Below are 24,970 nucleotides of genomic sequence, written 5' to 3'. Positions count from 1 at the left end.
CAATTTGTCAAAATAGCAATATTATCGTAATGTCCAGTTGTTCGCCCCGAGAGGCTTAATCACTCCGTTGATTTCCAACATTGTGAGCGCCGTGGCGAAGTCTGACGCGGATAATCCTGATTTTTGTTGAATTTCGTCGCCGTCACGCACCCCTTCTGAGATGAGTTTTATGACAATAGCTTCTTCAATTGTTGTGCTGGCTGCCAATTCTTGACCGTTGTCTTTTTGCAATTTTTCTGGCGCGATGATTGATAAAACATCGTCGACGTCTGTTACCAAATACGCCCCTTGTTTTAATAAAGTATTACAACCCGCCGACAGTGGGCTGGTTATGTTTCCGGGAACTACAAACAAATCTCTTCCCTGATTTAGTGCGTGCGAGGCTGTGTTTAGTGTGCCGCTTCGCTCGGCGGCTTCGGTGATAATAATCCCATCAGCTAGCCCACTAACCAAACGATTGCGCTCCAGAAAACTCCAACGATTGACTATTTTATTATCTCCCTTCATCCATTCTGAAACGACCGCGCCGCCCTGCTCTATGATGCTCATGGCTAGTTGATAATTAGTCCGCGGTGAAATATCAGGAAGCTCGTTTGGGACGACCGCCACGACCGTTCCGCCAGCTTCAATCGCAGCTTTTTGAGCAATGCAGTCCACGCCTAGCGCCAGCCCACTCACGATTACACATCCGGCTTTTGCCAGATCTGTTGCTAATCGCTCGGTCACTTCTTTTCCGTAGGCAGACGGCTTACGGGACCCGACGATTGATACGACTGGCGCATTTGTTTCTGGCAATTTTCCCATATAACATAAGCTTTTTGGTGGATTGGCAATATGCGCTAATCTCTGGGAGAAAATATGCTCATCTGGTGTAATTCTATTGATTTCCATAAAAAATGTGGTAAAAAGTATTGACACTTTGTCAAATGTTTGCTATAATCAAGGACGATTGGTTAAGTAATCATTAACCAAACGCACCTTATACCCCCTATTCTAACTATATGTTAGGTTGCGCGCAATGGCATTAAGTATTCTTACCCTCCACTTTTTGCAGTTCAACGTTACGCGCATACTAACCCCTTTAACTGCCCTTTTTCAAAGGCGACCTCTGTTAATGTGAGTACGAAATTGTATTGATAGTCATCAGGCGCGGACTTTTGGAGTTTTAGTCGCGACGCTTCACTGATACGGTAGCTCGGGTGGGTTGAAGGGTAAAAAAGCGTCAGGTGATGCCCACCCTTACCTGGCGCTTTTTTGTTGGGAAAAATTATTTATTTTCTATAATGTGTCGGCACTTTTCGCAAATACCTTCCAGCTCAAAGTGGTGTTTTGTGACTATGAAATTATGTTTTTTACCAATGAGATCTATGAGTTTTTCGAGCTCTTGTGATTGTACAGGTTCGGCATTTTGACAATTGATGCAGTATAGGTGGTGATGATGTGGTATAAAAGGTTCTGCTAACTCGTAATAATTCTTCCAGCCAATAGTTATGGTGTTTATAATGTTCAGATTATCGAACATCAGTAGCGTGCGGTAAATGCTGGCGCGGTTAATGTTTTTGCAGTTTTTTGCAATATCACCAACCGTAAGAGGCACATCTGAATTTCGCAGGATGTCAAATACTTGCTGGCGAGGTTTTGTCAGGCGAAGATTGTGGCGTTCAAATATTTCATTTAGCATAGTGCTATTAATAGTTTATAACTTATTGCAACAAGTGTGCAATAGACTTATATTCCGAGCAATTCATAAGGATATTTGGGTTGGCTGATTTTTGTGATATGCGCGTCGGTTATGACGTATTCAGCTTGACTATTAACGATTTTTTGCGACAATTTACCCTTGACGATTAGCCATATTCCATCTGGGTAGTCTGTCGAAAAGTTTTTCTCGACCAGGATTTTCATAGGCACGCTGTCAACAGTGCAGCAACTTATAACGTATCTGGCAATATTGAAGTAATTATAGCCGTAGTTTTTTAACAGATCATTTGAAACGAAGCCAGTAATGGTAATATCTTTGCCGTTAAAATAAGCGGCCTCTTTGCAAGAATTTATAGCGGTTTTCCAGCGATTTATTGAGATTGTAGAAGAGCCTTCTTTTGGTTGAGGTGTTTCGCAACGACTTTCGGGCTCAATAATCGCAGGGCTTTCTTTTTGCGCGAGACTGCTTGGAGATAGCGGTTTTGGCGGAAATATATATCCGACTGATAATATAATTATTGCAAAATAAGATATTGGGGCAATTTTTTTCAAGCTAATTCTAGATTTGTCTTTAGTGGACTTATTTTTTAATTGCAACATTATATCAATAAGCAAAAGTATAACGCCGATTACGCTAATTACGACCGCGAATGCGTGATAGCGCGGATGAACGTAAAAGCCGAGTTGATCGCGCCAAGCTAATAGTAGAATATATGCGCAAACGACAATTCCGCCAATTGATTTTGCAAGGTTAGCGTACATATAAGTTAACCCCCAGCCCGACAATTAGAGATAAGATGAACACAGTTAAGGTAATTGTTGCAATAAATTTCCAGCGAAAAGTTGTTTTTAATAGCGTAATCATTTTAATGTCTATCATCGGTCCGAATAGCAAGAAAGATAAAATTGAGCCTGTTGTGAAATTTCGCACGTAAGCCAGTGCGAAGAATGCATCGATGCTGGAGCATATCGAGATGATGAAGCTTAGTGTGATCATGGATATGACTGATAGGAAAATGTCGCCGCCGACGGCGTTTATGATGAATCGCGGAACGAAGATTTGTGTGGCGGCTGCGATGCTAGCACCTAAGACCAACATAGTAAATAATTGCCAGAATTCATTACGTGATGATCTGAATAGGTTTGGCAATTTTGAGTCATGGTCGTGTTTGTGGCAGAGCTTTTCAAATTCTGGATTGATAATGGAATCTTCCTTAAAAAAGCTGATGATAAAAGCGGTTATTTGTACGATAATTAGCGCAAAAATAATTCGCCACCAAACCATTCGGGTGTCAAAGCTGAAGGCGGTCATGGTTGAAATTATGGTTATCGGGTTTAAGATTGGCGCGGCGAAAAGAAAGCTAATAACGTCGGCGGGTTTCAGTCCATTTGCTATCAAGCTGCGTGCAATTGGCACGTTACCGCATTCGCATACAGGTAAAATTAGCCCGATCATAGAGAGTGTAATTCGTCGAAGAAAGGCGTTTTTTGGTAACATTTTGAAGACATCTTTTGATGATAAAAAGTATCTGATAAGCGCGGATATGATAATTCCTAAAATTAAGAATGGGACCGCCTCGACAATTACGCTTAGCGTCAGCGTGATGAAATCTTGTAATGACGGAAGTAATTTATTGCACCATTCTGCAAATTCTCCGTTTAATAACATAACGCCGAATCGCGAACTGAATTGATAAATAGCAATTATAAGGACACCAAAAACCACCCAACCGATCAATTCGCTGTTGGCTAATAAAAACTTTTTTATGCGACTATCTGGCGATTTTTGTGCCATATATAAAATTATACTCCATGCTTATGCTATACTAAATCAATATGAAGCATCTTTTACATTCACATCATCCGTTTCGGATTTTCTGGTTTTCGGTTCTATTGACCTTAGGTTTGGGTAGCTTGATTTTTAGCCATATGGGCGTTAGCGGTCTTTGGCTATTTACTATTTTGGTGGTTTTGGAAGTTACGTTTAGCTTCGACAACGCGGTGATAAATAGCAAGGTTTTGGCGGGAATGAGTCAAGTCTGGCAGAAAGTCTTCCTGACGGCTGGTATATTTGTGGCGGTGTTTGTCGTTCGATTCATATTGCCAATTGCCATTGTGATGATTGCGAGTGGTCATGGATTTATGGATGTTGTCAATCTGGCGCTACATAAACCTGTTGAGTACGGCAAGATCCTGCACGAGGCGTCGCCGATGATTGATGCGTTCGGTGGTGCGTTTTTGATTATGATTGGGCTTAGCTATTTCATCGATTACAACAAGCGTGTCCACTGGATGCGACATGTTGAACCGATCTTGGCGAAGGCTGGGCGATTTGAGAATTTTAAGGTGTGCATAATGCTTAGCGTGGCGGCTGTTTTGTATTTTACGGTCGAGGCGCCACATAAATCTTTGGTGCTGATTTCAGCGGTTCTTGGAATTGTGTTGCATATTGGGTTGGAACTATTTGGGTCATTTTTCCATGAAGATGACGCGAAATCCGTTAAGATTAAAACTGGTTGGGCGGCGTTCGCTAGCTTGTTATATTTGGAAGTTCTGGATGCTAGCTTTAGCTTTGATGGTGTGATTGGTGCGTTCGCCATCACCAACAGTGTACTATTAATCGTGGCCGGACTGGGCGCTGGGGCAATTTGGGTTCGATCACTAACCGTATATTTGTTGCGAACGGGCGCGCTTAGTAAATATAAATATTTGGAAAATGGCGCTCACTGGGCAATTATGGCGCTCGGCGTGATGATGATTGCCAAATTATTCCACTTGGAATTGCCGGAATGGGCGACGGGTGGCTTGGGCTTATTGTTCGTGAGTTTGGCGGTCGGCAGCAGCATATTGGAAGCCAGATCGATTAATCTGCAAGAAGCTGCGGCTACAAAATTACATCAAGCCGAAGAGCAATTGAAGAACAGCGCTTCAAAAATCGTTCCACGAAAACGAAGATAAAGTTTTAGATTCTAATATTTTATACTGAACGGCTCGATAGTTCCGTTAATGAATTTCCCAATCAAATTAATTGATTCGGGCAATATCCAGCTTTGGAGAATTTTTTGCTCATCTGAGTTGAACTTGCCTAGGACAAAATCTACGTCACCAACTTGACGTCTAAGCAAATTATCTGTGCCAATGCGAATATGCCAAAAATCTGATCCGACGTGAGCGTGAAGCGACTTTAATCCATTACTGCCAGCGTCTCGTCCGCCTTTGCGGGTTCGAATTTTACCGAAGTCCAGCGCTGTGTCGTCGTGAATAATTAGTAAATCATCCAATGTCAATTTGTAAAAATCTAAGATTGCTCGAGCGGAAATTCCAACCTCGTTGTAAAAAGTAGTTGGCTTAATTAGTAAAACTTTTTCTCCAGAAATATTTGTTTCGGCGATATCTGCGGAAAATTTTGGCTTATTGCAAAAAACTGCATTATTCTCTGAGGCAAATTTATCAATAATTAAAAACCCAGCATTATGCCTCGTGTTTGTGTATTTTTCGCCTGGATTCCCCAATGCTAAGATGACTTTCATAGACTTAGTATATCACCTTGTGAAAATGACGTATAATAAGCATATGGCAAAACGCGATGATGATTTGGAATTTAGTATCAATGCGCCGTTTGATGATGGGCGAGCGGTTATCGATAAAGTTCCGCTGTATTTGGTGAATGGCTCGTTGGGCGCTGGAAAAACTAGTGCTCTTGAGTTTTTATTGCAACAAAGTGACTATAAGGGTTCTCGGGTGATTGAGAATGAATATGCTAATGAAAACGTTGACGGTTATCGATTGGAAAAGCTGGCGGATATCGTGACGACTTTGGCTGGCGATTGTGTTTGTTGTTCGTCGAAGCATGCATTGACACGAATGTTGCTGGACTTTTGTCGCAATTCCCCCGCCCCAGTGTTTATTGAGGCGACTGGTGTGGCGCGAACGATGAATTTGGTTGAGAAATTGATTAATGCACAAATATTCAATAAGTATGAGTTGGTGCAGAGTTTTTATGTTATTGACGCACATGAGATTTTACATGGAATTGAGCCGGCGCATGAAATTGAGTTGCAAGCGGCGGATATGATTTTAGTGACCAAAGAAGATTTGCTAAGTGACGATGAGCGACTACGATATGAATCTAAGCTGAACTCCCTGCCTTACGGAAAAATACTGAGCGCGCCACGAGGTAAATTTGATATCAATAAAATGACGACGCCGTCGGGTTTGTTGGCGTTTTTTGATAAGTACGATGGCGAGCTGGTCGTGCCGGACAATCCGACGTATGCCGTGCTGGATGTTTCTGGTATGAAAATTGCTGCGGCGACTCTGGAGAAAATTTGGCCGGAACTTTTTGATGCTTATAAACTCAGGCGAATGAAGGGTTGTTTTATTGATGATAATGGCGTGCGGCATCATTTGGAGGCAACGGAAAATCAGATTCAAATAGCTAATTCTGCGGCGGAAGAGCCAGCAAAAATTGTGTTAATTGGTGAACGTGCGGATGAAATTACGCGTGAAGTTTTGTCGGCGCAATTGATGATGTTTGAATAAAGTTCGCTTTCGTCGTTTCCGGCTCATCAGCATAGATACACATCTATGGAGCGAACATGACAAGCAGAGACTTTGACAGAGGTTCGCAGGAGATTACAGCAGCTTGGCAATATCGATCGCCAATACAACAGCAATGAGACTGAGAGCTATGGCATTATACAATGCATGCACAGTCGCAGCTGCCGCCGTAGCTATAATCTGGCTACAGTATTTACGATAGTACCATAAGTATACTAGCAAAAAACCGAAGCCAGTCACGGATAGAGCTATCCCTGCTGCGAAACTGTACCAGATATTTGCGATGTGCAGGAGTCCAAAACACACGCTGGCGCGCACTCGTTCGCGCCAGCTCCACTTCTCGCTTCCGGAGCGGAAAGCTTGCTCTTCCCATAATGCTAAGAGTAATATGATATTATACGCCTCGCATCTGGTAGCTTTGGTTTTGTGAAGGAACCTCTGTGATGGCGTGTAGTTCGTGAAGTTTCCCATGAGGAAAACTCCTGCCATACCAACAGTCCAGGCAGTTGCCGTTGCCCATCCCGTAGGAAGGAAGGTCTCAAGCCCGCGAGTTAGAAGACTAACTACGGACTGATTCAGTCCAGGGACGAGTAGTAGTGTCTTTATAGTGGCAATTGTCACTATAATCAGCCCTACCGCAAGAATACTGAACTTTCGTCTGCTGAAGTATCCAGCATTCTCAATCTCAGTGACGAGTCTGGGCCAGACAAATACTGGTTTAGGATCTTGTGGCATACCCTTCTTGAAGAGCCAAGCCATAACCCCTTTTTGGGGGCGATGCACCATTATAAGATCTGGAGGGTACATCTATCATCACCTCTTTCAAAGTTCTACTTGTCAAAGTGCGCTTTCAGACAAGGATTTGCTCAACTTGTCAACAAAAGCCAATGTTACTTATATCACGCGATAATATTTAAGTCAAGAGAAATTGTCGTAAAAATAGGATTAAGCGAGTTTTTCGGCGTTTTTGGCTTGCTTGTAGGCTTTGGTAACTGGCGCCAGACCGCGCGCAACACGTTCACGATTGGCTTTTAATTGCTTTTCGTCGCGGAAAGACATTTTAATTGGCGTTCCTGCAAAATTGAAAGCCTCACGTAAAGTTCGCTCCAAGTAACGTTTGTAGCTCCAGTGGACAAACTTCAGATTGCTGCCATATATAACAAACCACGGCGGAGCAACGTCAGTCTGGACAATGTAGCGCAGCTTCGGGTGTGAATTTTTCAGACCAGCTGGCGGATGTGCGGCGATGGCTTTCTGTAAAATGTCGTTTAAGGCACGAGTTTTACATTCTTGGCGTCGGCGTTTATAAATATCAAGCGCTAGGTCGAATAACTTAGCGACATTCTGCCCAGTGACGGAAGAGGTGAATATTAACGGCGCGTACGGCGTGAACTTGAAGTTATAGCTGATTTGTGGGGCGATTTCGTCGTGCGTGTAAGCGTCCTTACCTTCGACGGAATCCCACTTGCTGACAACCAGAACCAGTCCCTTGCCCGCTTCGTCAATAATTCCGGCTAGGCGCTGATCCAATTGAACGTTAAGCTCATTGACGTCCATAAGAAGCAGACAAACGTCGGCTTCGTTGATGGCTTGCATTGTGCGAAGAACTGAGAACTTTTCAATTCCCGTTTCCTGCTTTCCTTGGCGGCGAATTCCAGCGGTGTCGAGCAATTCAATCGTCTGACCGTGATAACGAACTTGAACGCGGTTTACGTCGCGAGTTGTGCCGGCGACGTTGGCGACGATGGCCTGCTGCTTGCCTGCTAAAGTATTGAATAGATTACTTTTGCCGACGTTTGGACGGCCGATTAGTGCGACGCGGATGATATCATCAGGCGCGGTTTCGGTGGCTGGCGGAATAAGCTCGGCAATGCTATCAAGAAGCTCCGAAATGCCAATGCTGTGTTCGGCGGAAGTTTTTATGATGTTTTTAATGCCGAGCCGTTTGAATTCGTCGATAGAAAGAGAACCTTTTAAATCTGCTTTATTGGCGATTAAAATGACTGGCTTGCCGCTTTTTAGGGCTTTTTTGGCCAATTGTCGATCGGCGTCGGAAGGATATGCGGTAGAGTCGACAGTTACGAGGATTACGTCAGCGGCGGCGGAGGCGTCAGCGATTTGATCCTGAATGGTCGCCTCGAATTCGTCCTCGGCAGTTTTAAGTCCGGCTGTGTCGATGAGCCAAAATTGCGAATAGTCATCTGACGGCGCAGAATCTACGTTGCGTCGTTTGTATGAGACTTTACCAACAACATTGTCGCGAGTTGTTCCAGCTTCCCTGGCGACGATGGCCGTGCGAGAGCGCGTCAAGCGATTAAATAGTGAGCTTTTGCCGACGTTGGCTTGCCCGATGATTGCGACTGTTGGTAATTTAGACATGATTATATATTATAGCAGTTTTAAGACATTTTGGCGAGCACACTATTTATGTAAGCCTCGCACGGACGAATTATTTTTAGGAAATCCGCAAAATAATGCGGGTTATTTTCTATTGTGAACTTCTCAGGCTCGTCTACGACGAGTGTACATTCTCTGCTGTCGCTATTATATTCTCTGGCGTAATCGTGAATGTAGGCTCTTGGAGATTCTTCGTTAATTGGATTTTGGTAAAGTGTTATGTAGCAATTTTCTTCGGGATTATTTATGCAGTAGTAAACGTTATTGTCGTCATCTTTGAACGCTACGGATATGGGATATTCAAATTTCGTAGTATGTTTCTCAACCTCTTTAATAAGTTCGATGTAAGCGTAGATCTGGTTTTCTAGGAATTTTGGTAAAATATTGGACTTATCCTTCTCATAGAACAGTTTTTCTATGGTATCCGATCTTTCTTCCTTAAGGTTACGTATGATTGCTCTTAGTTTTTCTGAGGGCAAAGGCTCAGATTCGCGCCCTAACGTTTCCATTCTGTAATTACACTTTCTGTCAAATTTAGCATAAAAGCTATATTACAATATTTACCGTAAAATGTAAAGAGCCGCGGAGTAAATTATGAATTCGTGAATTTCTCTTCTCGCCATTCGCCTCTTTTGAGGTCGCCGAGCGAATAATTGCCGAAGTTTGTTCTGTGGAGTTTTTTGACAGTGTAGCCTAACGCATCGAAAGTTCGCCGAATTTGACGATTTCTTCCCTCGCTCATTTCCACTATCCAGCGATAATCATCGCCTTCGTGTTGTCTTTCTAGCGTCAATTGACTGCGTCCGTCAGGAAGCTGCACGCCAAAATCATTGATCATCTGGCGATGTAGAGGCTGCAAGGGCTGGTCGATTGTAACGAGATATCGCTTAATCTTATAAAACGACGGATGTGTCATGCTGTGCGCAAAATCGCCGTCGTTCGTCATGAGAATCAGCCCGGAGCTGTCTTTATCCAGGCGACCAACAGGTTTTAAGTGGTGAAGGTTTTTTGGTAGTAATTTGTAGATTGTCGGAACGCCACCCTGAGAGGCGCGCGAACAAAGATATCCAGTTGGTTTATGCAGGATGATGAGCTGTTTGGATTGCAATTCTAGCAATTTGCCGTTATAGGAAATTTTATTTGCGTCAGAAATTTGTTGACCCAATCTGGCGGGCTGACCGTCAATAGTAATCTTCCCTTTTTCTATCAATTCGTCAGCCTTCCGCCTGGAAATACCCAAGCACAGCGCTACAAATTTATTGAGGCGCCAAGATTCTTGCTTTGTGTCTGGGTTTGTCATTGTTGTGGATTTATCGGTGGAAATTGTGGTGACTGAGGTTCTGATGGTTGATGTGGAATACTTTGCTCCTGAGGCTGTGATTGGGCGAGAGGCGTTGAGCTAACCTGCTGTTCGATAGGATTTGGTGCTGGCTGAGGCGTTGGAATTGGTTGTGGCGCTGGAGTCTGCACTGGTTGAGGCTCTGGAGTTGGTTGAGAAATAGTCTGCGTGTTGTCTAATTCTTCTGCCATAAGCTTGGAAATGTCTATAGAATTCTGAGAATCATCAGTTGGCAAAGGTTGAATTACGCGGTCACCAAGCCCTGAAGGTCGCGGCGCAGGTGATGAAAATGGCGCCATAGGTTGTGGTAGCGTTGCTGGCTGCTGCTGAGGCGTCGGAATTGGTTGCGGTGCTGGAGTCTGCACTGGTTGAGGTAGTGGTTGCGGTGCTGGAGCAAATGCTTGTTGTGGATGTTGTTGCATAAGCGGATTTACTGCAGGAGTTGTTGACGTTGCAACGGGGGCAGCTGGTTGCGGTGACAATGAAGAAATATCAGGCCTAGTAACTGGCTGCGGCGCTGCTGGAGTTGGCTGAGGAGTTGGAGCGACTGGTTCATATGTGTGAGTTGGTTGTGAAACTGGCACTGGATTTGTGCCGACTCCCGGAAGGTCGCCCAGGGCTTCGTGGACTGCTCTCACGACGTCCTCTATTCCCACCTGAGACTTCACCAAGTATTTATCAGCACCAAGTTGCTCGCCGCGTTTTCGCTGATCTTCTGATGATAGCGCGGTCATGATAATCACCTTAACGTCTTTTGTTTCTGTCGTCGAGCGTAAAATGTCCAACATATCAAATCCGGAAATCTTTGGCATCATCACGTCGCTTAAAATTAATCGCGGACGTTCTTTAATTGCCATGGCTAGAGCTTCTTCTCCGTCGCCCGCCGAAACGATATCGTAGCCCTCCGCCAAAAGTCGTACGCCGTAAATTTCGCGTAAACTTTTGTCGTCCTCAACCAATAAAATTTTTGTCATATGTTTATACTATACTGAAGTTTTGACAAAAAATCCATAGTTCTTATGGCTATTATTCGCGACCAGGAATTGATAACTGCTGGCGTTTTTTTCGCAATTCTTCCTCAATTTCAGCCAGCGTTGGCTCGGAAGAATTTCTGGCTGGCTGTGGAATTTCTGACTGGACTACTGGAGTGGTTGGTATGGCTGGAGCTGGATTTTCTGGAGTTGCGATTGCTACTGGATTTGAATCGACAATCTCGCTATTATTTTCAATTGCGACATCTTCCGTCTTCTCTTCTGTGGCAATTTCAATTTTTTCTGAAGCCAAAGAATCCGGCGTTTTATCTTCGGGCTTTTCAGCTTCCGCAGATTCTAATCGCTGCTTGGCTTCCGAACTATTCATGCGAGGAATTTCCAAATAGAACGTACTTCCCTCTTTATATTTGCTTTCAACTCGCAAGTTTCCAGACATCGCCTCGGCCAAGCGGCGACTCAAATATAGCCCCAAGCCAGTTCCGCCAATTTCTCGCGTGTCAGAATTGTCCACCCGATAAAATTTCTGGAATAAATGCGGAATATCTTCGGCTGGAATGCCAATGCCGCTATCTTTTACGCTTACAGAAATCTGTTTATCGTCGCCGGTAACATTGACGACAACTTCGCCCGACGGCGTGTACTTGATGGCATTTTCAATTAAATTACTGACGACTTCCCGAAAATGGTCAGGGTCAATATTGGCATAAAAAATCGGCTGCAATGACTTCTCCTTACCCTCATCAATTATGTCTGGCATAAAGATGTAATTGAGCTGCTTTTCATCAGCTTTTGTCGCTAAACCATCAAAAATATCCTTCAAAAATTCGTTTACGTTGATGATCTTCGGGTTATTTTTCATTCGCCCATCTTCTACCTTGCTGATATCAAGGAGATCTTGGAACAATCGTCCCAGATGTTGCGCCGATTCGTGAGCTTTGGTGATGAAATCTCGTGCCTTTTCGTCAATATGTGCGGTGGCTGGATTTAACGCCAGACCCAAATAGCCCTCAATTGACGCAACTGGCGTACGCATCTCGTGGCTGGCGGTGGAGATGAACTCGGCTTGCTCGCGTTCCTCGGCTTTTTCTTTGGTGATGTCGCGGAAAACTACGATAACTCCTTCGCCCTCAGTGCCGACTGGAGAGCTGACAATTGAAACTAAAATTCGCTTTTCAGAGCTGGTTAATAGGAATAATTTATCGTTATGAGTTGGCTGGTTTTTTGATAAGGATTGGGCTATTGGATTCTCGAGGTCTTCTACGTCTTTTCCGTCTGAGGTGACGAGTTTTAAGACGCTTTTCCAGTTAAGTCCGAGCGCGTCGCCTTGGTCCCAGCCGATAATCTGTTGAGCGGACGGATTTATCAGTTCGATGTTACCGTCTTTGGAGATCGCCAGAACGCCGTCGTCGATGGCATTGATCACCACATCAGACTTACTTTCAACGGCGGAAAGTTTATTCTTCAAGCTGGATGTGTTGTCGTCAGTTTTTTGGCGGCGAACCCATAGAACAAGGCTGAAAATCAAAGGTAAAAATCCGAAGAAGAGGTAGCCGATGATGAATTGTATGTTTATTCCCTGTTGAACGCTGGTGGCTATAATCTGTAAAATAACCAAAAGCCCCATTATTCCTGAGATTATTGCGCCGAAAAATCCTGCAAAAATTGCCACGATAATCCACATAACCAGGAATGGCGAAACGACTCCGCCGCTGGTAATTATGGTGGTTGTGGCGACAGTGACGGTTAACAAATATACGAAAATCCCGATTTCAGTTTCGTGTTTTCTGGGAAGCCAAAAGCATAAAATCAGCACAATTAAGCTGCCGATTCCTGCCACGCCAGCCGCCAAATCTGAGACAGATAATCCGATTGGCAATTGATAGCCGGTCGGTATAAATCGCGCCCATGCATATAAAAGAATGATTGTGAAACAGCTCAGTAATGCCACTTCACACAATCTCCTCAGCCAAAATCTGGAAATTGCGTGAGGCTTAAAGTAAATCCCGCCCTTTTTCATGCTTTTATTATGGCGAATTTTCAGAAAAATCTCAAGTGATAAATATGACGTAGAGGTTGTGTGGATGCGGAAAAGTAGACAAATCTTCCCTTTCCATGGTATAATCCATGGAGTTACGGCCCTATCGTCTAGCGGTTAGGACACCAGGTTCTCATCCTGGCAACCCGGGTTCGATTCCCGGTGGGGTCACCAAGAATGTTATTTTAGGGTCTGTAAGGGGCTCTTTTTATTATCTTGAATTATTTACAGTTTAGACATTCTTCGTGAATATCCTCAGCTTCATTTTTCATTGTGTCAAAATATTTTAGTCGTCACTGCTCATCTGCTTAACTACATCTATCAAATTCCGCGGCGTAATGTCGGCTTTAATCAGGTAACCGTCGACGCGGCTCATGACGGATTTACGCGAAGCCTCGTCCTGCTCAAAATTGGTCATAATCAAAATCTTACTATTCGGAACCAAATCGACATTGTTGTTTCTCAGCGCGTCTAAAATCTGGTCACCACGCTGTTCTGGCAGCATTAAGTCGAGGATTATCAGGTCAAAAGTTTGGTTGCGCGCCGCCACTAGCCCGTCATTCCCGTCGACCACCCACGTCACGTCATACCCCGCTTTTTGCAGACTCCTGACATACATTTCGCCAATAAATCGGTCATCTTCCACGCATAAAATTGTCTTTATCATAATTCCTCCTAGCCCTTATACATAGCGTGATTTTTTATCCAGCCGCCGCCCTTTCGTATCAATTGATTGTTCAGCTGCCCGTCTTCTAGCAATTTATCTTTAACTGTAGCATAAATTGGCAAAGTGAACGAGAAAACCGAGCCTTCGTTTTCGCGGGATCGAGCGATTATCGAGCCGCCGTGAGATTCGACAAAGGCTTTGCAAATGTAAAGCCCAATTCCCGTCCCAGCGACGGCCTCGCGTGATCGGTGCGATCGATAGAACTTATGGAACAAATTGTCCACAACATTCGCCGGCATACCAATTCCATTATCAGCGACAGACACTTCCACGAAGTCGCCTTTTTGTTCGGCGGAAACCATAACTGACCCGCCCTCAAAACTGTATTTGATGGCATTGTCAATTAGATTACCAATCACTTCCCCAATACTTCCGTGATCGGCGGCTACCGTTGGGAGGTCATCTGGAATATTGACATTAAGCATTCTGTGTTGAGTCGAGGCGCGAAGTTGCATGTCATCGGCAATCGAGGCGTAAATATTAGCGACAGTGTCTTCCAGCAGATAAACCTTCAAGTGGTGCCTATCATATCTGGCAACGTTAAGAATATTGTCAATGTAGCTAGACAAGCGATTGGACGAAACAACCAACCTATCAAGAAGTTGCCTTTCATCGCCCTGCAAGCGTCCAGCAAACTCTTCGTTGATAATGTCCAGATAGCCACGAATAACTGTAATCGGTCCGCGGAGTTCGTGAGCAGCGAACGAAATGAAATTAAGGTCCTCTTCTTCTGGTAAATATCCTTTAGACTTGTCGATGAGGAAAATGACAGTTTCAGCGGCGGCGCCTTTCTCAAATGACACGATGATGTCAAATATCCGCGTTTTTTGGATGACGTCAGGGTTGGTGCTAATGCGTTGCCAACGGCGCTCGGCTTTAATTTTCTCATTGGAGATTTCGTGAAGCCAATCGAAAATGCTTGGTTCATTTAGAAAATCAAGCGCCAGAAAATCCTCGCCTTTTGCGTTCCTGGAAATCGGGGCGGCGGAATTGGCGAAGATAATCTTCTGATTGGAATTAAGAATTACTACGCCAGTGCTGGCTTGATTCAGGGCCTGAGTGAGCGGAATTTTTGGCTTGTCGTTGTCACTAGTTGGTTTTTGCTCTGGCTGATAATCGCCATAAATTGCCTGAAGCGCCGTCTTAAATCCAGTTTTTTCGTAGCGTTTATCGTTGGGATTTGGCGGAGTGTCGGTGGTTAGTTCTCCAATTTTATGAGAAAGTGCCGCCAGAATTTTATTAAGCGGCGCAGCGATGATTTTAACGATAGAAATTGAAAATAGGATTTGCAAGATAGCGGTAATTAAAATGATAATCCAAAAATTTAGCTGGAATATGGAAATTGCCGTGAAGTGGAGTGCAATTCCCAGTCCCAATATGATGCAGGCGCTCGCTGATAATAGGACTAATATGACTTTTCGGTAATAATATTGTTTGTACTCGCGCAAGGTTTTAGATGCCGGATCTATTGCCATGAAACACTTCCCCTTCCTGGCGTGAAGGCTGCAATCCATGTTTGTCCGCGATTTAAGGCGATGTCTTTTCCGGATTCGTCTGTCAATTTAAGCGGCGAATTTATGTCCGTTTTTGACCAAGTGGCGGTGGCGACTGTGCCGTTTTGGAAAATGTAAGCTTTGCCGGATCCTGTCGTTTTGACGTCTTCGTAGCCATCGTAATTTTGAGCCCGAGCTTCAACGCCAACTTCCATAGCTACGACAGTATTTGGAGCAATTTGCCCGTCCTCTCTATCGGTATGTGGCGCGCCAGCCATGCTCCTGAGGTAAGAATTCGACGCCTTGTCGTAAGCGTATGAAGTGTTATAGAGCGACCCGCTGAGGTTTATGTTTACGGATGTGGCGTTTGGCGATTCGACGGGCTTACCGTCTGCTCGCGCGAAGCTGGTGAATTCGGAATTGTTATAGCCTTTTGCGCTGTTCAATTGGTCAAGCTTCTCTCCTGAAGTGTAGACGTTGTGTGGCGCGTAGCGGTCGCGAGATCGCCAATACGATCCGTCGTTAAAGAACTGGTCGATGTCGCGATAATTGCCGTTTCTGACTTGAGATAAAGCGTTGGGGCTTCCGCCAACGTGTGCGATTGACGCTTGATATGGCGCCGCCCAGCTCAAATAGTACAATCTCAAGCTTCGCACTGGACCGATTAGCGCCGGCTTTTCTCCCTGGTACAGAGCTAAAAACCTAGTAATTCCGCCTTCCGCCACAGCTTCATAAACCACGCCGGCTTTCTTCAGTCCTGACTGTGGTCTGGCGGCTGGACTATTCTCAATCATCACGCCAGTTACGGGCAACTTTGCGGCGGCTTCGTTCGCGATTTCCACGCCAGTTAGCGGCGAATAAAACTTCTTCGGCGCGGGTTTTTTAGTTGGTAATTTCAGATCCACGCTAGCGGTCTGCTCGTATTTTATGGAGTGAATTGCAATTATGAAAACTCCAGCAATAACCATCGCGCTCACCACGAGTACAATCGCCAGAATATGCTTTTTTACCCATTCTTTGAACGACTCCCAGCGAGCGTTCTTTTTTTGTCCTGATTTATCTATTTTTTCAACATTCATGCTTATGCTTAGTATAGCATTTTCGGCGCACGAATAAACTATTTTTGTAGATAATTATCAATTCTTTTCAGGGTTTTTTCTTTGCCAATTAGCGCCAGTGTGTCGTTAAGTTGCGGACTAAATGGTGCCCACGTCGTCACAATTCTCACCAGACTAAACAAAATCCCCGGCTTCTGCCCCGTCGTTTCCAGTAATTGATTAAGGCAATTCTGAATTGCTTCTGGCGTCCAATCTGTAATTTTCTCGAATTCTTGGCGAGCAATTGATAATAAATCTCGTCGCTCGTCGTCGGTCAATTTGCGAAGTTGCTTATTTCCGTCAATTAATTCCGTGTCAATTTCAGGCTCGACGAAGAAATAACTTGTTAATTTTGGCAAATCTTGCAATGTCTTCAAGCGATCTTGCGCCAATTCCAGAACGTGTTTTTTATACGATTCGTCGGCGTTTTTGGCTTCTTCGCCCCAGAACGGTTGGCAGCGAGAATAAAGATCGTCCAGGCTAAGCGAGCGAATCCATTGACCATTCAGCCAAATGAGTCGTTGTTCGTCAAATCGCGCGCCAGATTTTTGAACGCGATCAAGCGAGAACTTTTCAATCAGCTCGGCTTTACTGAAAATTTCCTGTTCCGTGCCGTCATTCCAGCCAAGTTGCGCTAAGAAATTAAGCATCGCTTCTGGCAAAATTCCCTCTGATCGATATTCGGTTACGCTTTTAGCGCCGTCACGCTTGCCAAGTTTTTTATTTCCCGATGGCGCCATAATGTGTGGCACGTGCGCCAGAATCGGTGGCGTAATTTTAAGCGCTTCGTAAAGCGACAGATATTTAGGCGTACTGGCAATATATTCCGAGCCGCGAATCACGTGCGTGACTTGCATTTCGAAATCGTCAATAATGTGCGCAAAATTGTAGGTTGGCAGACCGTCCGCTTTGATCAAAATAAAATCGTCCAAAGCTTCTGGGCCGGCCGACAATTCGCCCATAACGGCGTCCGTCCAAGAATATCGCTTAATTTCTGGAACTTTGAAACGCAGCGGCATTCCAAGTTGCCACTCTGGCGGATTTTCTGGACGATGGTCGCGATATAAAAATGCTCGTTTTTCAGCCTTGGCTTTGTCGCGGAAAACTTGCACTTCTTCAGGCGTGTACGGATCGGCGTAAGCTAGCCCTTCGCTAATCATTTTCTTCGCCCATTTTATGTAAATATCACGGCGATCTGTTTGGTGATATGGACCAAAATTGCCAGACTCTTCTTTTGGATTGTTGAGAGTCGGTCCCTCGTCCCAATTTAGTCCTAGCCAATTTAAGGTTTCCAAAATCATTTCTTCCGCGCCTTCGACGAACCGAGCTTGGTCCGTATCTTCAATGCGTAAGATGAAATCTCCCTGGTGCGCTCTGGCAACAAGGTATGTGTATAGCGCGGTGCGAACGTTGCCTAAGTGAATATAGCCAGTCGGACTTGGCGCAAAACGAGTTCTAATAGTCATGATTAAATTATAACATGTTATCTGATGAGTTACAGACTAGTGGCGATTTTTTCAATTTGGCTGCTTGAGAGGTTCGCGTCGCCACTGATTTGATATAAAATCCCGCCGTTCACCCAAGCCGCTTCTTTCCCGCCGCTGTAAATTGTCAATCCGTCGATCATCGTGGTGTTTGGATTCTTGTGCTTTTCAGAGAAAAATTCTTTCACCGCTGACGAATTCCAGCCGCTTTTTTGCTGAGTTATGGTGTACCCTGAACTTCCGTCGGCGTAGGCGTATTTCATAGAAACCTCGCCTGATTTGAATTTGATAGGTCCATTCAGCGCGTAGCCGTCTGGCTTATAGCCTGGATATTTGGCGTCAATTCCCGATTGAACGGCTGCCATTTTTATGGAGATATTTGGCATGCTCAAGTATGTTAAATAGCCACCTAGTAGCATCACTGCAAAACCAACAGAAAACGTATTCAACCAGCGTAATGCGCCACCCTTTTTCTGGCGTCGACGTGCTTTTTTATTGCTGATAATCTCATTCGACAAAGCTTTTTCAATCGCTTCATTTTTCAATTGATGAGCGGTTTTTGCGACTGGCTTTTCTATTTTTTGCGGAGCGACGGCGACAAGCGGATTGTTATTCATAGCCAGAGGCTGGCGTTCTTTTCGCAATTTAGTGTTAACGCTAAGAGGTCTTTGTTGGGCGCGACGAGTAACGGGATGAGTTTCGGCTGGGCGGTTAATAGCAATTTTCTGAGGAGCTGGCTTGCTGACAATTGGCGTAGAAAACTTCTTCACGGCGATATGTTGCTTCACGTCGATGCGAGCTTTCTGGGGTTTGGTAGCCAATGGCGTACGCTGCGGCATTTTAACGTGCCGACGATTCAATGTACTGGATTTCTGAACGTGTGCGGCATGAATATTTGATACAGATGTACCACGCTTACTGATTGATTGTTCTTTTTCTATTTCAGATTTTTCAATCTTAATATCATCCATCACCATTCCAGTGACAGTATTGTAAGCTCGTCCATTGATAATCACGTAGTTTTTACTTGCCATTAATCCCCCTAATGTTTATTCCTGTATATTATATTACAAATCGCCTAAGGTTTTTTCAAGTGTAAAAATATGTTATAATTTCCGTAATTATGTACCAGAAAAAGAATCGCACTAAAGAGCTCGCACGGCGGACCTTTGTGTACACGCTGATGACATTATCACTTATAATTCTTCTTACGTTTTTGACGTTTAGAATGCTCGGCTATACGTTTGATCCAAATACGAAAGAATTGCAACAGACTGGACTTGTCCAATATGAATCACATCCTGGCGGGGCGCTGGTTTATGTTGACGATATGGAGCTGCGCCGCACTCCAACGAAAAGCACCGTTCTTCCTGGCAAGCACACTTTTTCGATGAAATTGGATAAATACGAACCGTGGCAAAAAACGTTGAATATTAAGTCTGATACCGTTACGAATTTGAATTACGCCAGATTGATTCCGACGAAACGCGAAACTACCGAAGTAAAAACGTTCGACTCATTACAATCTGTTTCTCTGTCGCCAGCTGGTAATTTCTTGATGGGATTTGGCGTTAAGGATAAAACTCCGATTCTGACAATTGGCGACATTCGCGACACGAACAAAGATAAGGAAAAGTTCACGGAGCATGCATTAAACACAAGCGTTTTGGCTGGCTATTCCCTATCTTCTGACAATCATACGTTTACCGTGTCGGAGTGGGACCGCGATTCTCGTTACGCGCTAGTGAAGCATTCGTATCCGGCAGAAAATAATACTACTGGCGTGCAGTGGTTGGTTCTTGATAGAGAAAATCCAGAGAAAATTACCGACGTAACAGCTATGACTGGTTTTGCAATTAAGCAAATCAGCTTTGCGGGGACTGGCGCGCACACGGTTTACGCTTTGCAGGAAACTGGCGAATTGAGGCGAGTTGATCTTGATAGCTCGACAATTTCTAGCCCAATTTTAGTTGGCGTCGAATCTTTCAAGCTTTACGGCGACGATCGTTTGTCCTACCTGGCTGTTATTGACGGTAAAAAAGTGGCAGGAATTTGGAAGCGAGATTGGAAAGAGCCGTTTGTGATTGGCACTTTTGCTGCTGATTCTACCCCTGTAATTCGAATTTCTCGCTATTTCAATAAGGATACCGTGGTCTTGACTGATGGTAAAAATATGACAATTTACAGAGGCGACATTTCGGATTCTAAGGACCGCCAAAAAGAATTCTTAAAAACGGCAAAGACCATTAAAACTGACAATGCGATTGCTAACGTAATGATGGACAATGCTGGGCGATTTATCGTGGCGCAAAACGGCGCGGCACTGCAGACTTATGATTTGGAGCGTAAAGAATTGTCGAACGCGTTTAATATCGGTGTGGCGCAGGAAGTGAAGTGGCTTGACAACTTCTATATTCGTAGCGTTTCTGCGTCGGGAAAAATGGAGATTCGCGAGTTTGACGGCACGAACGCTCATACGTTGATAGACGTTAAGCCTGGTTTGGATTCTGTTTTGTCCTCGAATCAGCGATACGTTTATGGATTGACGACCAACGCTTCTGGAAAAATTGTCCTGAGTAAAATGAATATGGACAATGGATCTGTTGGGTTATTTAATTAAAATAGCTAATTTATCTACCGCCGAATAATTTCTCAAGCAAAGTCGGCTCGGGTTTTCCTGGGATATTTGATTTGTTGCTTTGCTGCTGATTTGAGCTGGATTCTGAAGTCGCGGTAGCTTTGCTTGGGTCTGGGCTGATTTGTTCTGCGAAGATAAGAAGTCGTTTCTCTGCGGTTCCTAAAGGCACACAGCTTACAAGCGTCAGCATTGGCTTATCTGTGCTAATCTGAACTTTTGAAACTTCGGTTGGCATAACAACTTCTGTTGATGTTATTTTATAAGTGTAGCGTTTCCCGTTGTAATTCATGTAAATAATATCGCCCTTGACCAGCTTTTCATTCTGAGCGAAGACGAATTTATAATCGCCACTAGCAAAAGCGTCGTTACTGGAGTGTGCGGCAAATACGGCATTTCCGATTTCGCCTGGCACGGCACTGGCGCCAGGAATTGAAAAGTGAGCCACTCCCTTCTCCATGGCTTTTGATTGCGATTTCGTGTCACTAGCGGCGCCGTAAATAACTGGCGCGTCAACGTTAATCTTTGGGATGATAATCCTAGGTTCTGGTCCGACAGTTACGTCAGTGGAGGCGTCAACGATGATGTTTTGCGGGTTAATTGCGCCAGGTGTTGTATAGGCTGCGACCGCGCCGAAAATAATGCGGTTATATTGCAAAAACATGAAGACTAATAGCACCGATAATCCAGCAATCGCCGGAACGAAATGCCGAGATTTTTTCACTTTATTTGCGGAGTCGCGAACCTTTTGCTGAATTTGGCTGCGGAGTTCTTTTATGGCTGCTTTTTGTGGGTCCAGAGGCTCGTCTTCGCTGATTACTGGCGTGATATTCTGATTTTCCTTCGTCAATCGAGAAATTTCACGGTTTTTTGCCGCGATGTCGCCCGCGTAGTAACGCTCGTAATACATCTGATAATATTTCTGCCAAGCACTGTGGTATTGCTTCCATTGGTCGGCTGAAACTTGAGTGTGGATGGCTGAATTTTGAGTTTGAGCGGTTTGGTTTGCGGGAGCGGAATTGCTAATTTGCGGCTTTGGCTGAATCTGAGTTTGGGCAATTGGCGCCGTCCGCATAGCGTGATTGACGGAGTCTTTTTTCAGCTCTGGCTGTGGTGCTGTTGAAGCTTGCTGAGGTTTGGCTATTTGCGCCTTGGGCTGTTCTGATCTGACTTCGGGTTTTGATTGTAATTGATCGGAAAATGATTGCGGCTGAGCTTTTTCTGGCGCAGAATTCTGTTCTTCTGTTCTGGAATAAATAGCGTCAAGTTGCCCACGAATAACATCGGCAGCGGCATTTCGTGAGGCTGCTGAGTCGCGAGTTGGCGGCGTGAGAGATCGGCGCTGATCTGATACCGGCATGCCCACTCGACCGTTTGATTGATCATCCGTCGGATACATAACTTCTTTCATTATACGTCAAATTGATATCAAATAAAAGTCGTGCTTGTGAGAAATTGTTAGTCGTGTTACAATCATACGGTAGCTTGGAGCGTTCTCTTGTGCCGCGGTGGCGGAATTGGTAGACGCGCTAGACTCAAAATCTGGTGAGCAATAGCTCGTGCCGGTTCAAGTCCGGCCCGCGGTACCAGAGGCAGCTTCAGGTGATAATCGTCCATTTTGGGCGATTTTTTTATGCAAAGAAAACAGCCCGCAGAAAGGCGCTACCGAGGCTTTATAGCCTTCCAGGCAAGCTGTTTCCTTTCTGCGGGCTTTACAGCCCCTTTCCTCCCCCATTCATTCCTGCGTTCAGCAGGAACATGAAGCTGGTGAAGCCTCCGCCTAGTGCCCCAATGGGGGCCGCGGAGGACATGTCTGCGGCAAGCAGGAATGCGATTAGCATCCCAAGCAGTGCCCCGATTGCGGCGGAAGCGGCGACGACCGCCGCTAATGCTGTAACCATGATGAAGAGAGGTCCAATCTTCATGACACTCACTTCCTTTCGAGAAGTGCTTTACTCATGACCAAGGGCTACTTTCACCCTTTGACAAGTCATGGGTGAAAGCTTGATAGTATGATACAACTAATTGTACGTAATGTCAAGCGGATATTTATAAGAAGCTACATTTTGCAAATAGCGGTACTGATTGCTGCTAGTGGCGCTTTCGGCGACCAAATCAAGTAGCTTGCGGCGCGGGCGCCGACGGTTCCTCGCCAAATTGCCATTGGTGCGTCCCATTTTTGGGTGACGACTTCTCCGCTGTGGGCGATTATTAAATTGTCGGCATGAAAAACGCAAATTGTTACGGGATATGTGATGGTGAATTTATGAAGCGCTTCGACGAGTTGCGACAATTGAATGCTGAACGTAATCATTTTTGGATAAAAAATTGCGCGGAATATTTTCTGAACTTGCGCCAGACTTGCTATGAAAACCACGTGCGGATTGTCCAGAATTTCCTGAAAACTATTTTGCACGAGGTCAATCGCATCTCGCGTCAGAACGACGGGAATTTCTGATTTTTTGATCAATTCTTCATAGACAATTGCCGTTTGGCTATTACGTCCAGCGTCGCCGCATAATAGCAATACGTCTGCCCATCTTTCTAGCGCCAAAGTTTCAGTGAGCGCTTCGTTTGCCAGGCTCCCTGATTGGTTCGTCGGCGCGAATAGCACGTCGGTCATATTCGCGGGAACATTTTTTTTCAAGGCGTCAGGCAATAAAACACGAGCTTCGCCCACGCCGGTTTTAAGGGATTCTTGATAACTTTCTGCCACCGCCAAAAAGCCTAATTTGTTACCGCCGATAATTCCTAATTTTCCCGCTTGGTCGCGTCGTTCTGGCTTGTTCCATTCGACATCTGGAAAAAGTGGCTTCCCTGGTCCTTGTTTTTGCCAAAATTTCATATCCATTACAAATCTACCTCAATACTCACCGGACAATGGTCACTGCCCATTTGTTCTGGATGAATTCGCGGATTAGTAACGCGATTTGCAATTTCACGCGACGCTAGCCAATAGTCAATCCGCCAACCAACATTTCGCGCTCTGGCATTCGCCCAGTGTGTCCACCAAGTATAAGCGCCAGTTTTTTCAGGGAAAGCCGCCCGGAAAGTGTCTGTGAATCCAGCGTCCAAATAGTTCTGAAAACCTTCCCTCTCCTCATCAGTAAAGCCGTGCTTGCCAACGTTGGGCTTTGGGTTTGCCAAATCAATTTCCTGATGTGCCACGTTCATATCGCCGCAATAAAGGACTGGCTTTGACAATTCCAGTTCTTCCAGATAAGCCAACACCGCCTTGTCCCATTTTTTATATCGCAAATCCAATCGACTTAGATCCCCCTTTGAATTCGGAGTATAGCAATTGACAACCCAAAAATCGTCAAATTCAGCGGTAATAATTCGTCCTTCGTCGGCTGGATTGCCGTATTCATCGCCCGTTAAATCAAATTGCTCAATGATGTTCGGCGGAAAACCATCGCGCCAATTTAAAGGCGGGATTTTTGAGAAAATTGCCGTGCCAGAGTAGCCTTTTTTGGCGGCGGAATAGAAATGTTCGTGATAATTTGGCAGGTCAATTTCAACTTGATCCCGCGTAGCCTTGGTTTCCTGCAGGCACAGAATATCTGGATTGTACGTGTTGATAAATTTCGCAAATTCACCTTTATTTATAACCGCACGAATACCGTTTACGTTCCAAGAGAAAAGCTTCATAATTTTATTATACCGTGATGATATAATTTAATGAATATGCCATCAATGTACGATAAGTTTTTGGGCGAAATATCAAGCGATTTTATGGACGTCGGAGGCGTGAAAACTGCTTGCTATTTTTATCACGGCGGCTCGAATAAAACTATTTTGCTAATTCACGGCATTGGTGGCGATTTTCACGGGATGATTCCGCTGGCTTATCACCTGAAAAATGACGCGAATTTGGTGTTTGTTGATTTGCCTTCTCATGGCAGAAGTCAATTGATAAAAGATATGAAAATGAGCGACGTTGAAAATTGGGCGATGAATTTGATGTCGGCTTTTGGAGATAAAGGTGTGTCAATTGACGAGGTTGTTGCTCATTCGCTTGGATGTTTGGCGGCAAATGAGATGCAATGCCAGAAAATTTGGTACATCAGCCCTCCGATGAAAACTTCGGTTATGTCGAGAATTTCCTCGTCGTTCTTTTACCGCACTCGTCGGGTGAATCAATATATTTATTTGAACTATTACTTTTCGGTGTTTCGTGGGCTGTGCTTGGTGAATAATAGACGGAAAAATGTCGTGGATTTGATACGGTGGCTGACGAAAAATACGCAAGTAACGCGGCGGCAATATTTGGAGCAATCGAAAATTGCGCGGGATATTTCTCGGAGTGGAAAAATTATTATTTCTGAGCGTGAATTTACGGGATTGATAGTTGGACGACGGGACAAGATTTCGCTTCCTGTGAACGCCGCCGATGGTGTAAAAATTGATAAATTTGTGGCGCTTGATACGGGGCATTTGTCAGTGTTGGACAGCCCAGAACTGGTTGCCGAATTGATATTGGCGGAATAATTATTTGCTATACTGTAGG

At 44.7% G+C, this 24,970-nt stretch carries 24 protein-coding genes and 2 tRNA genes; 6 read left to right on the top strand and 20 right to left on the bottom strand.

The window, feature by feature from the left end; all coding sequences use genetic code 11:
• Positions 1-21: 21 nt before the first annotated feature.
• From dprA to LRM45_RS00470, 4 genes are all read right to left on the bottom strand, one after another.
• Positions 22-891: a DNA-processing protein DprA gene (gene dprA, locus LRM45_RS00485; protein WP_243826308.1), complete on the bottom strand. Its 870-nt coding sequence runs from the start codon at positions 889-891 to the stop codon at positions 22-24.
• 376 nt (positions 892-1,267) lie between these two features.
• Positions 1,268-1,681 carry a Fur family transcriptional regulator gene (locus LRM45_RS00480; protein WP_243826307.1) on the bottom strand — a complete coding sequence of 138 codons (414 nt, stop codon included), beginning with the start codon at positions 1,679-1,681 and terminating at the stop codon, positions 1,268-1,270.
• A gap of 47 nt (positions 1,682-1,728) precedes the next feature.
• A complete protein-coding gene (locus LRM45_RS00475; RefSeq protein ID WP_243826306.1) occupies positions 1,729-2,463 on the bottom strand; it encodes a TIGR03943 family putative permease subunit in 735 nt (244 codons plus the stop codon).
• Complete coding sequence (locus tag LRM45_RS00470) at positions 2,453-3,496, bottom strand: permease (protein WP_243826305.1); 1,044 nt, start codon at positions 3,494-3,496, stop codon at positions 2,453-2,455. The genes LRM45_RS00475 and LRM45_RS00470 overlap by 11 nt, the downstream gene beginning before the upstream one ends.
• A gap of 41 nt (positions 3,497-3,537) precedes the next feature.
• Here LRM45_RS00470 and LRM45_RS00465 point away from each other — a divergent pair, with 41 nt between their 5' ends.
• On the top strand, positions 3,538-4,659 hold the full coding sequence (locus tag LRM45_RS00465) for a DUF475 domain-containing protein (RefSeq protein WP_129636801.1): 1,122 nt from the start codon (positions 3,538-3,540) through the stop codon (positions 4,657-4,659).
• 11 nt (positions 4,660-4,670) lie between these two features.
• Here the strand turns inward: LRM45_RS00465 and pth are convergent, their stop codons facing one another.
• Positions 4,671-5,231 (bottom strand): aminoacyl-tRNA hydrolase, encoded by a 561-nt coding sequence (gene pth, locus LRM45_RS00460; RefSeq protein ID WP_243826304.1) that lies wholly within the window; start codon positions 5,229-5,231, stop codon positions 4,671-4,673.
• Positions 5,232-5,274: 43 nt separating this feature from the next.
• On the opposite strand from pth, the gene LRM45_RS00455 reads away from it, so the two are divergent.
• Complete coding sequence (locus LRM45_RS00455) at positions 5,275-6,243, top strand: GTP-binding protein (protein ID WP_243826303.1); 969 nt, start codon at positions 5,275-5,277, stop codon at positions 6,241-6,243.
• A 93-nt stretch (positions 6,244-6,336) separates the two neighbouring features.
• Here LRM45_RS00455 and LRM45_RS00450 read toward each other — a convergent pair whose 3' ends face one another.
• From LRM45_RS00450 to LRM45_RS00425, 6 genes are all read right to left on the bottom strand, one after another.
• Positions 6,337-7,020 (bottom strand): hypothetical protein, encoded by a 684-nt coding sequence (locus tag LRM45_RS00450; protein ID WP_243826302.1) that lies wholly within the window; start codon positions 7,018-7,020, stop codon positions 6,337-6,339.
• A 186-nt stretch (positions 7,021-7,206) separates the two neighbouring features.
• Positions 7,207-8,640, bottom strand: coding sequence for a ribosome biogenesis GTPase Der (gene der / locus LRM45_RS00445; RefSeq protein WP_243826301.1), 1,434 nt, complete (start codon positions 8,638-8,640; stop codon positions 7,207-7,209).
• A 20-nt stretch (positions 8,641-8,660) separates the two neighbouring features.
• The gene (locus tag LRM45_RS00440; RefSeq protein ID WP_243826300.1) at positions 8,661-9,167 is read right to left on the bottom strand and encodes a hypothetical protein; all 507 of its coding nucleotides are present in this window, start codon (positions 9,165-9,167) and stop codon (positions 8,661-8,663) included.
• An 83-nt stretch (positions 9,168-9,250) separates the two neighbouring features.
• Positions 9,251-9,958: a pseudouridine synthase gene (locus tag LRM45_RS00435; protein WP_243826299.1), complete on the bottom strand. Its 708-nt coding sequence runs from the start codon at positions 9,956-9,958 to the stop codon at positions 9,251-9,253.
• Positions 9,955-10,971, bottom strand: a complete 1,017-nt coding sequence (locus LRM45_RS00430; RefSeq protein WP_243826298.1) for a response regulator transcription factor — start codon at positions 10,969-10,971, stop codon at positions 9,955-9,957. The genes LRM45_RS00435 and LRM45_RS00430 overlap by 4 nt, the downstream gene beginning before the upstream one ends.
• 52 nt (positions 10,972-11,023) lie before the next feature.
• Positions 11,024-13,006 carry an ATP-binding protein gene (locus LRM45_RS00425; protein ID WP_243826297.1) on the bottom strand — a complete coding sequence of 661 codons (1,983 nt, stop codon included), beginning with the start codon at positions 13,004-13,006 and terminating at the stop codon, positions 11,024-11,026.
• A 117-nt stretch (positions 13,007-13,123) separates the two neighbouring features.
• Here LRM45_RS00425 and LRM45_RS00420 point away from each other — a divergent pair.
• Positions 13,124-13,198: transfer RNA gene (locus LRM45_RS00420), tRNA-Glu, on the top strand.
• Positions 13,199-13,310: 112 nt separating this feature from the next.
• Here the strand turns inward: LRM45_RS00420 and LRM45_RS00415 are convergent.
• From LRM45_RS00415 to LRM45_RS00395, 5 genes are read right to left on the bottom strand one after another with little or no spacing between them, the layout of a single operon-like run.
• Positions 13,311-13,691 (bottom strand): response regulator transcription factor, encoded by a 381-nt coding sequence (locus LRM45_RS00415; RefSeq protein ID WP_243826296.1) that lies wholly within the window; start codon positions 13,689-13,691, stop codon positions 13,311-13,313.
• An 8-nt stretch (positions 13,692-13,699) separates the two neighbouring features.
• Positions 13,700-15,226 carry an ATP-binding protein gene (locus LRM45_RS00410; RefSeq protein ID WP_243826295.1) on the bottom strand — a complete coding sequence of 509 codons (1,527 nt, stop codon included), beginning with the start codon at positions 15,224-15,226 and terminating at the stop codon, positions 13,700-13,702.
• Positions 15,217-16,323, bottom strand: a complete 1,107-nt coding sequence (locus LRM45_RS00405) for a DUF3048 domain-containing protein (RefSeq protein ID WP_243826294.1) — start codon at positions 16,321-16,323, stop codon at positions 15,217-15,219. Before LRM45_RS00405 ends, LRM45_RS00410 begins: the two co-directional genes overlap by 10 nt.
• Positions 16,324-16,361: 38 nt before the next feature.
• Positions 16,362-17,807: a glutamate--tRNA ligase gene (gene gltX / locus LRM45_RS00400; RefSeq protein WP_243826293.1), complete on the bottom strand. Its 1,446-nt coding sequence runs from the start codon at positions 17,805-17,807 to the stop codon at positions 16,362-16,364.
• Between the two features lie 29 nt (positions 17,808-17,836).
• Complete coding sequence (locus tag LRM45_RS00395; RefSeq protein ID WP_243826292.1) at positions 17,837-18,859, bottom strand: DUF4367 domain-containing protein; 1,023 nt, start codon at positions 18,857-18,859, stop codon at positions 17,837-17,839.
• Between the two features lie 149 nt (positions 18,860-19,008).
• On the opposite strand from LRM45_RS00395, the gene LRM45_RS00390 reads away from it, so the two are divergent.
• On the top strand, positions 19,009-20,445 hold the full coding sequence (locus LRM45_RS00390; protein WP_243826291.1) for a PEGA domain-containing protein: 1,437 nt from the start codon (positions 19,009-19,011) through the stop codon (positions 20,443-20,445).
• 10 nt (positions 20,446-20,455) lie between these two features.
• Here LRM45_RS00390 and LRM45_RS00385 read toward each other — a convergent pair whose 3' ends face one another.
• Complete coding sequence (locus tag LRM45_RS00385) at positions 20,456-21,871, bottom strand: sortase (RefSeq protein WP_243826290.1); 1,416 nt, start codon at positions 21,869-21,871, stop codon at positions 20,456-20,458.
• 91 nt (positions 21,872-21,962) lie between these two features.
• On the opposite strand from LRM45_RS00385, the gene LRM45_RS00380 reads away from it, so the two are divergent.
• A tRNA-Leu gene (locus LRM45_RS00380) sits at positions 21,963-22,049 on the top strand.
• A gap of 123 nt (positions 22,050-22,172) precedes the next feature.
• Here the strand turns inward: LRM45_RS00380 and LRM45_RS00375 are convergent.
• From LRM45_RS00375 to LRM45_RS00365, 3 genes are all read right to left on the bottom strand, one after another.
• Positions 22,173-22,385: a hypothetical protein gene (locus LRM45_RS00375; RefSeq protein ID WP_129636501.1), complete on the bottom strand. Its 213-nt coding sequence runs from the start codon at positions 22,383-22,385 to the stop codon at positions 22,173-22,175.
• A 134-nt stretch (positions 22,386-22,519) separates the two neighbouring features.
• Entirely contained in the window at positions 22,520-23,305 is a 786-nt protein-coding gene (locus tag LRM45_RS00370) for a carbohydrate kinase family protein (protein WP_243826289.1), read from the bottom strand.
• A 5-nt stretch (positions 23,306-23,310) separates the two neighbouring features.
• Positions 23,311-24,111 carry an exodeoxyribonuclease III gene (locus LRM45_RS00365; protein ID WP_243826288.1) on the bottom strand — a complete coding sequence of 267 codons (801 nt, stop codon included), beginning with the start codon at positions 24,109-24,111 and terminating at the stop codon, positions 23,311-23,313.
• Between the two features lie 30 nt (positions 24,112-24,141).
• Here LRM45_RS00365 and LRM45_RS00360 point away from each other — a divergent pair, with 30 nt between their 5' ends.
• Complete coding sequence (locus tag LRM45_RS00360) at positions 24,142-24,951, top strand: alpha/beta fold hydrolase (RefSeq protein ID WP_243826287.1); 810 nt, start codon at positions 24,142-24,144, stop codon at positions 24,949-24,951.
• The last annotated feature ends 19 nt before the right edge of the window (positions 24,952-24,970 follow it).

Source organism: Candidatus Nanosynbacter sp. TM7-057 (genome assembly GCF_022828295.1).
Lineage (GTDB): Bacteria > Patescibacteriota > Saccharimonadia > Saccharimonadales > Saccharimonadaceae > Nanosynbacter.
This window is presented reverse-complemented; position numbering and strand designations above follow the sequence as displayed.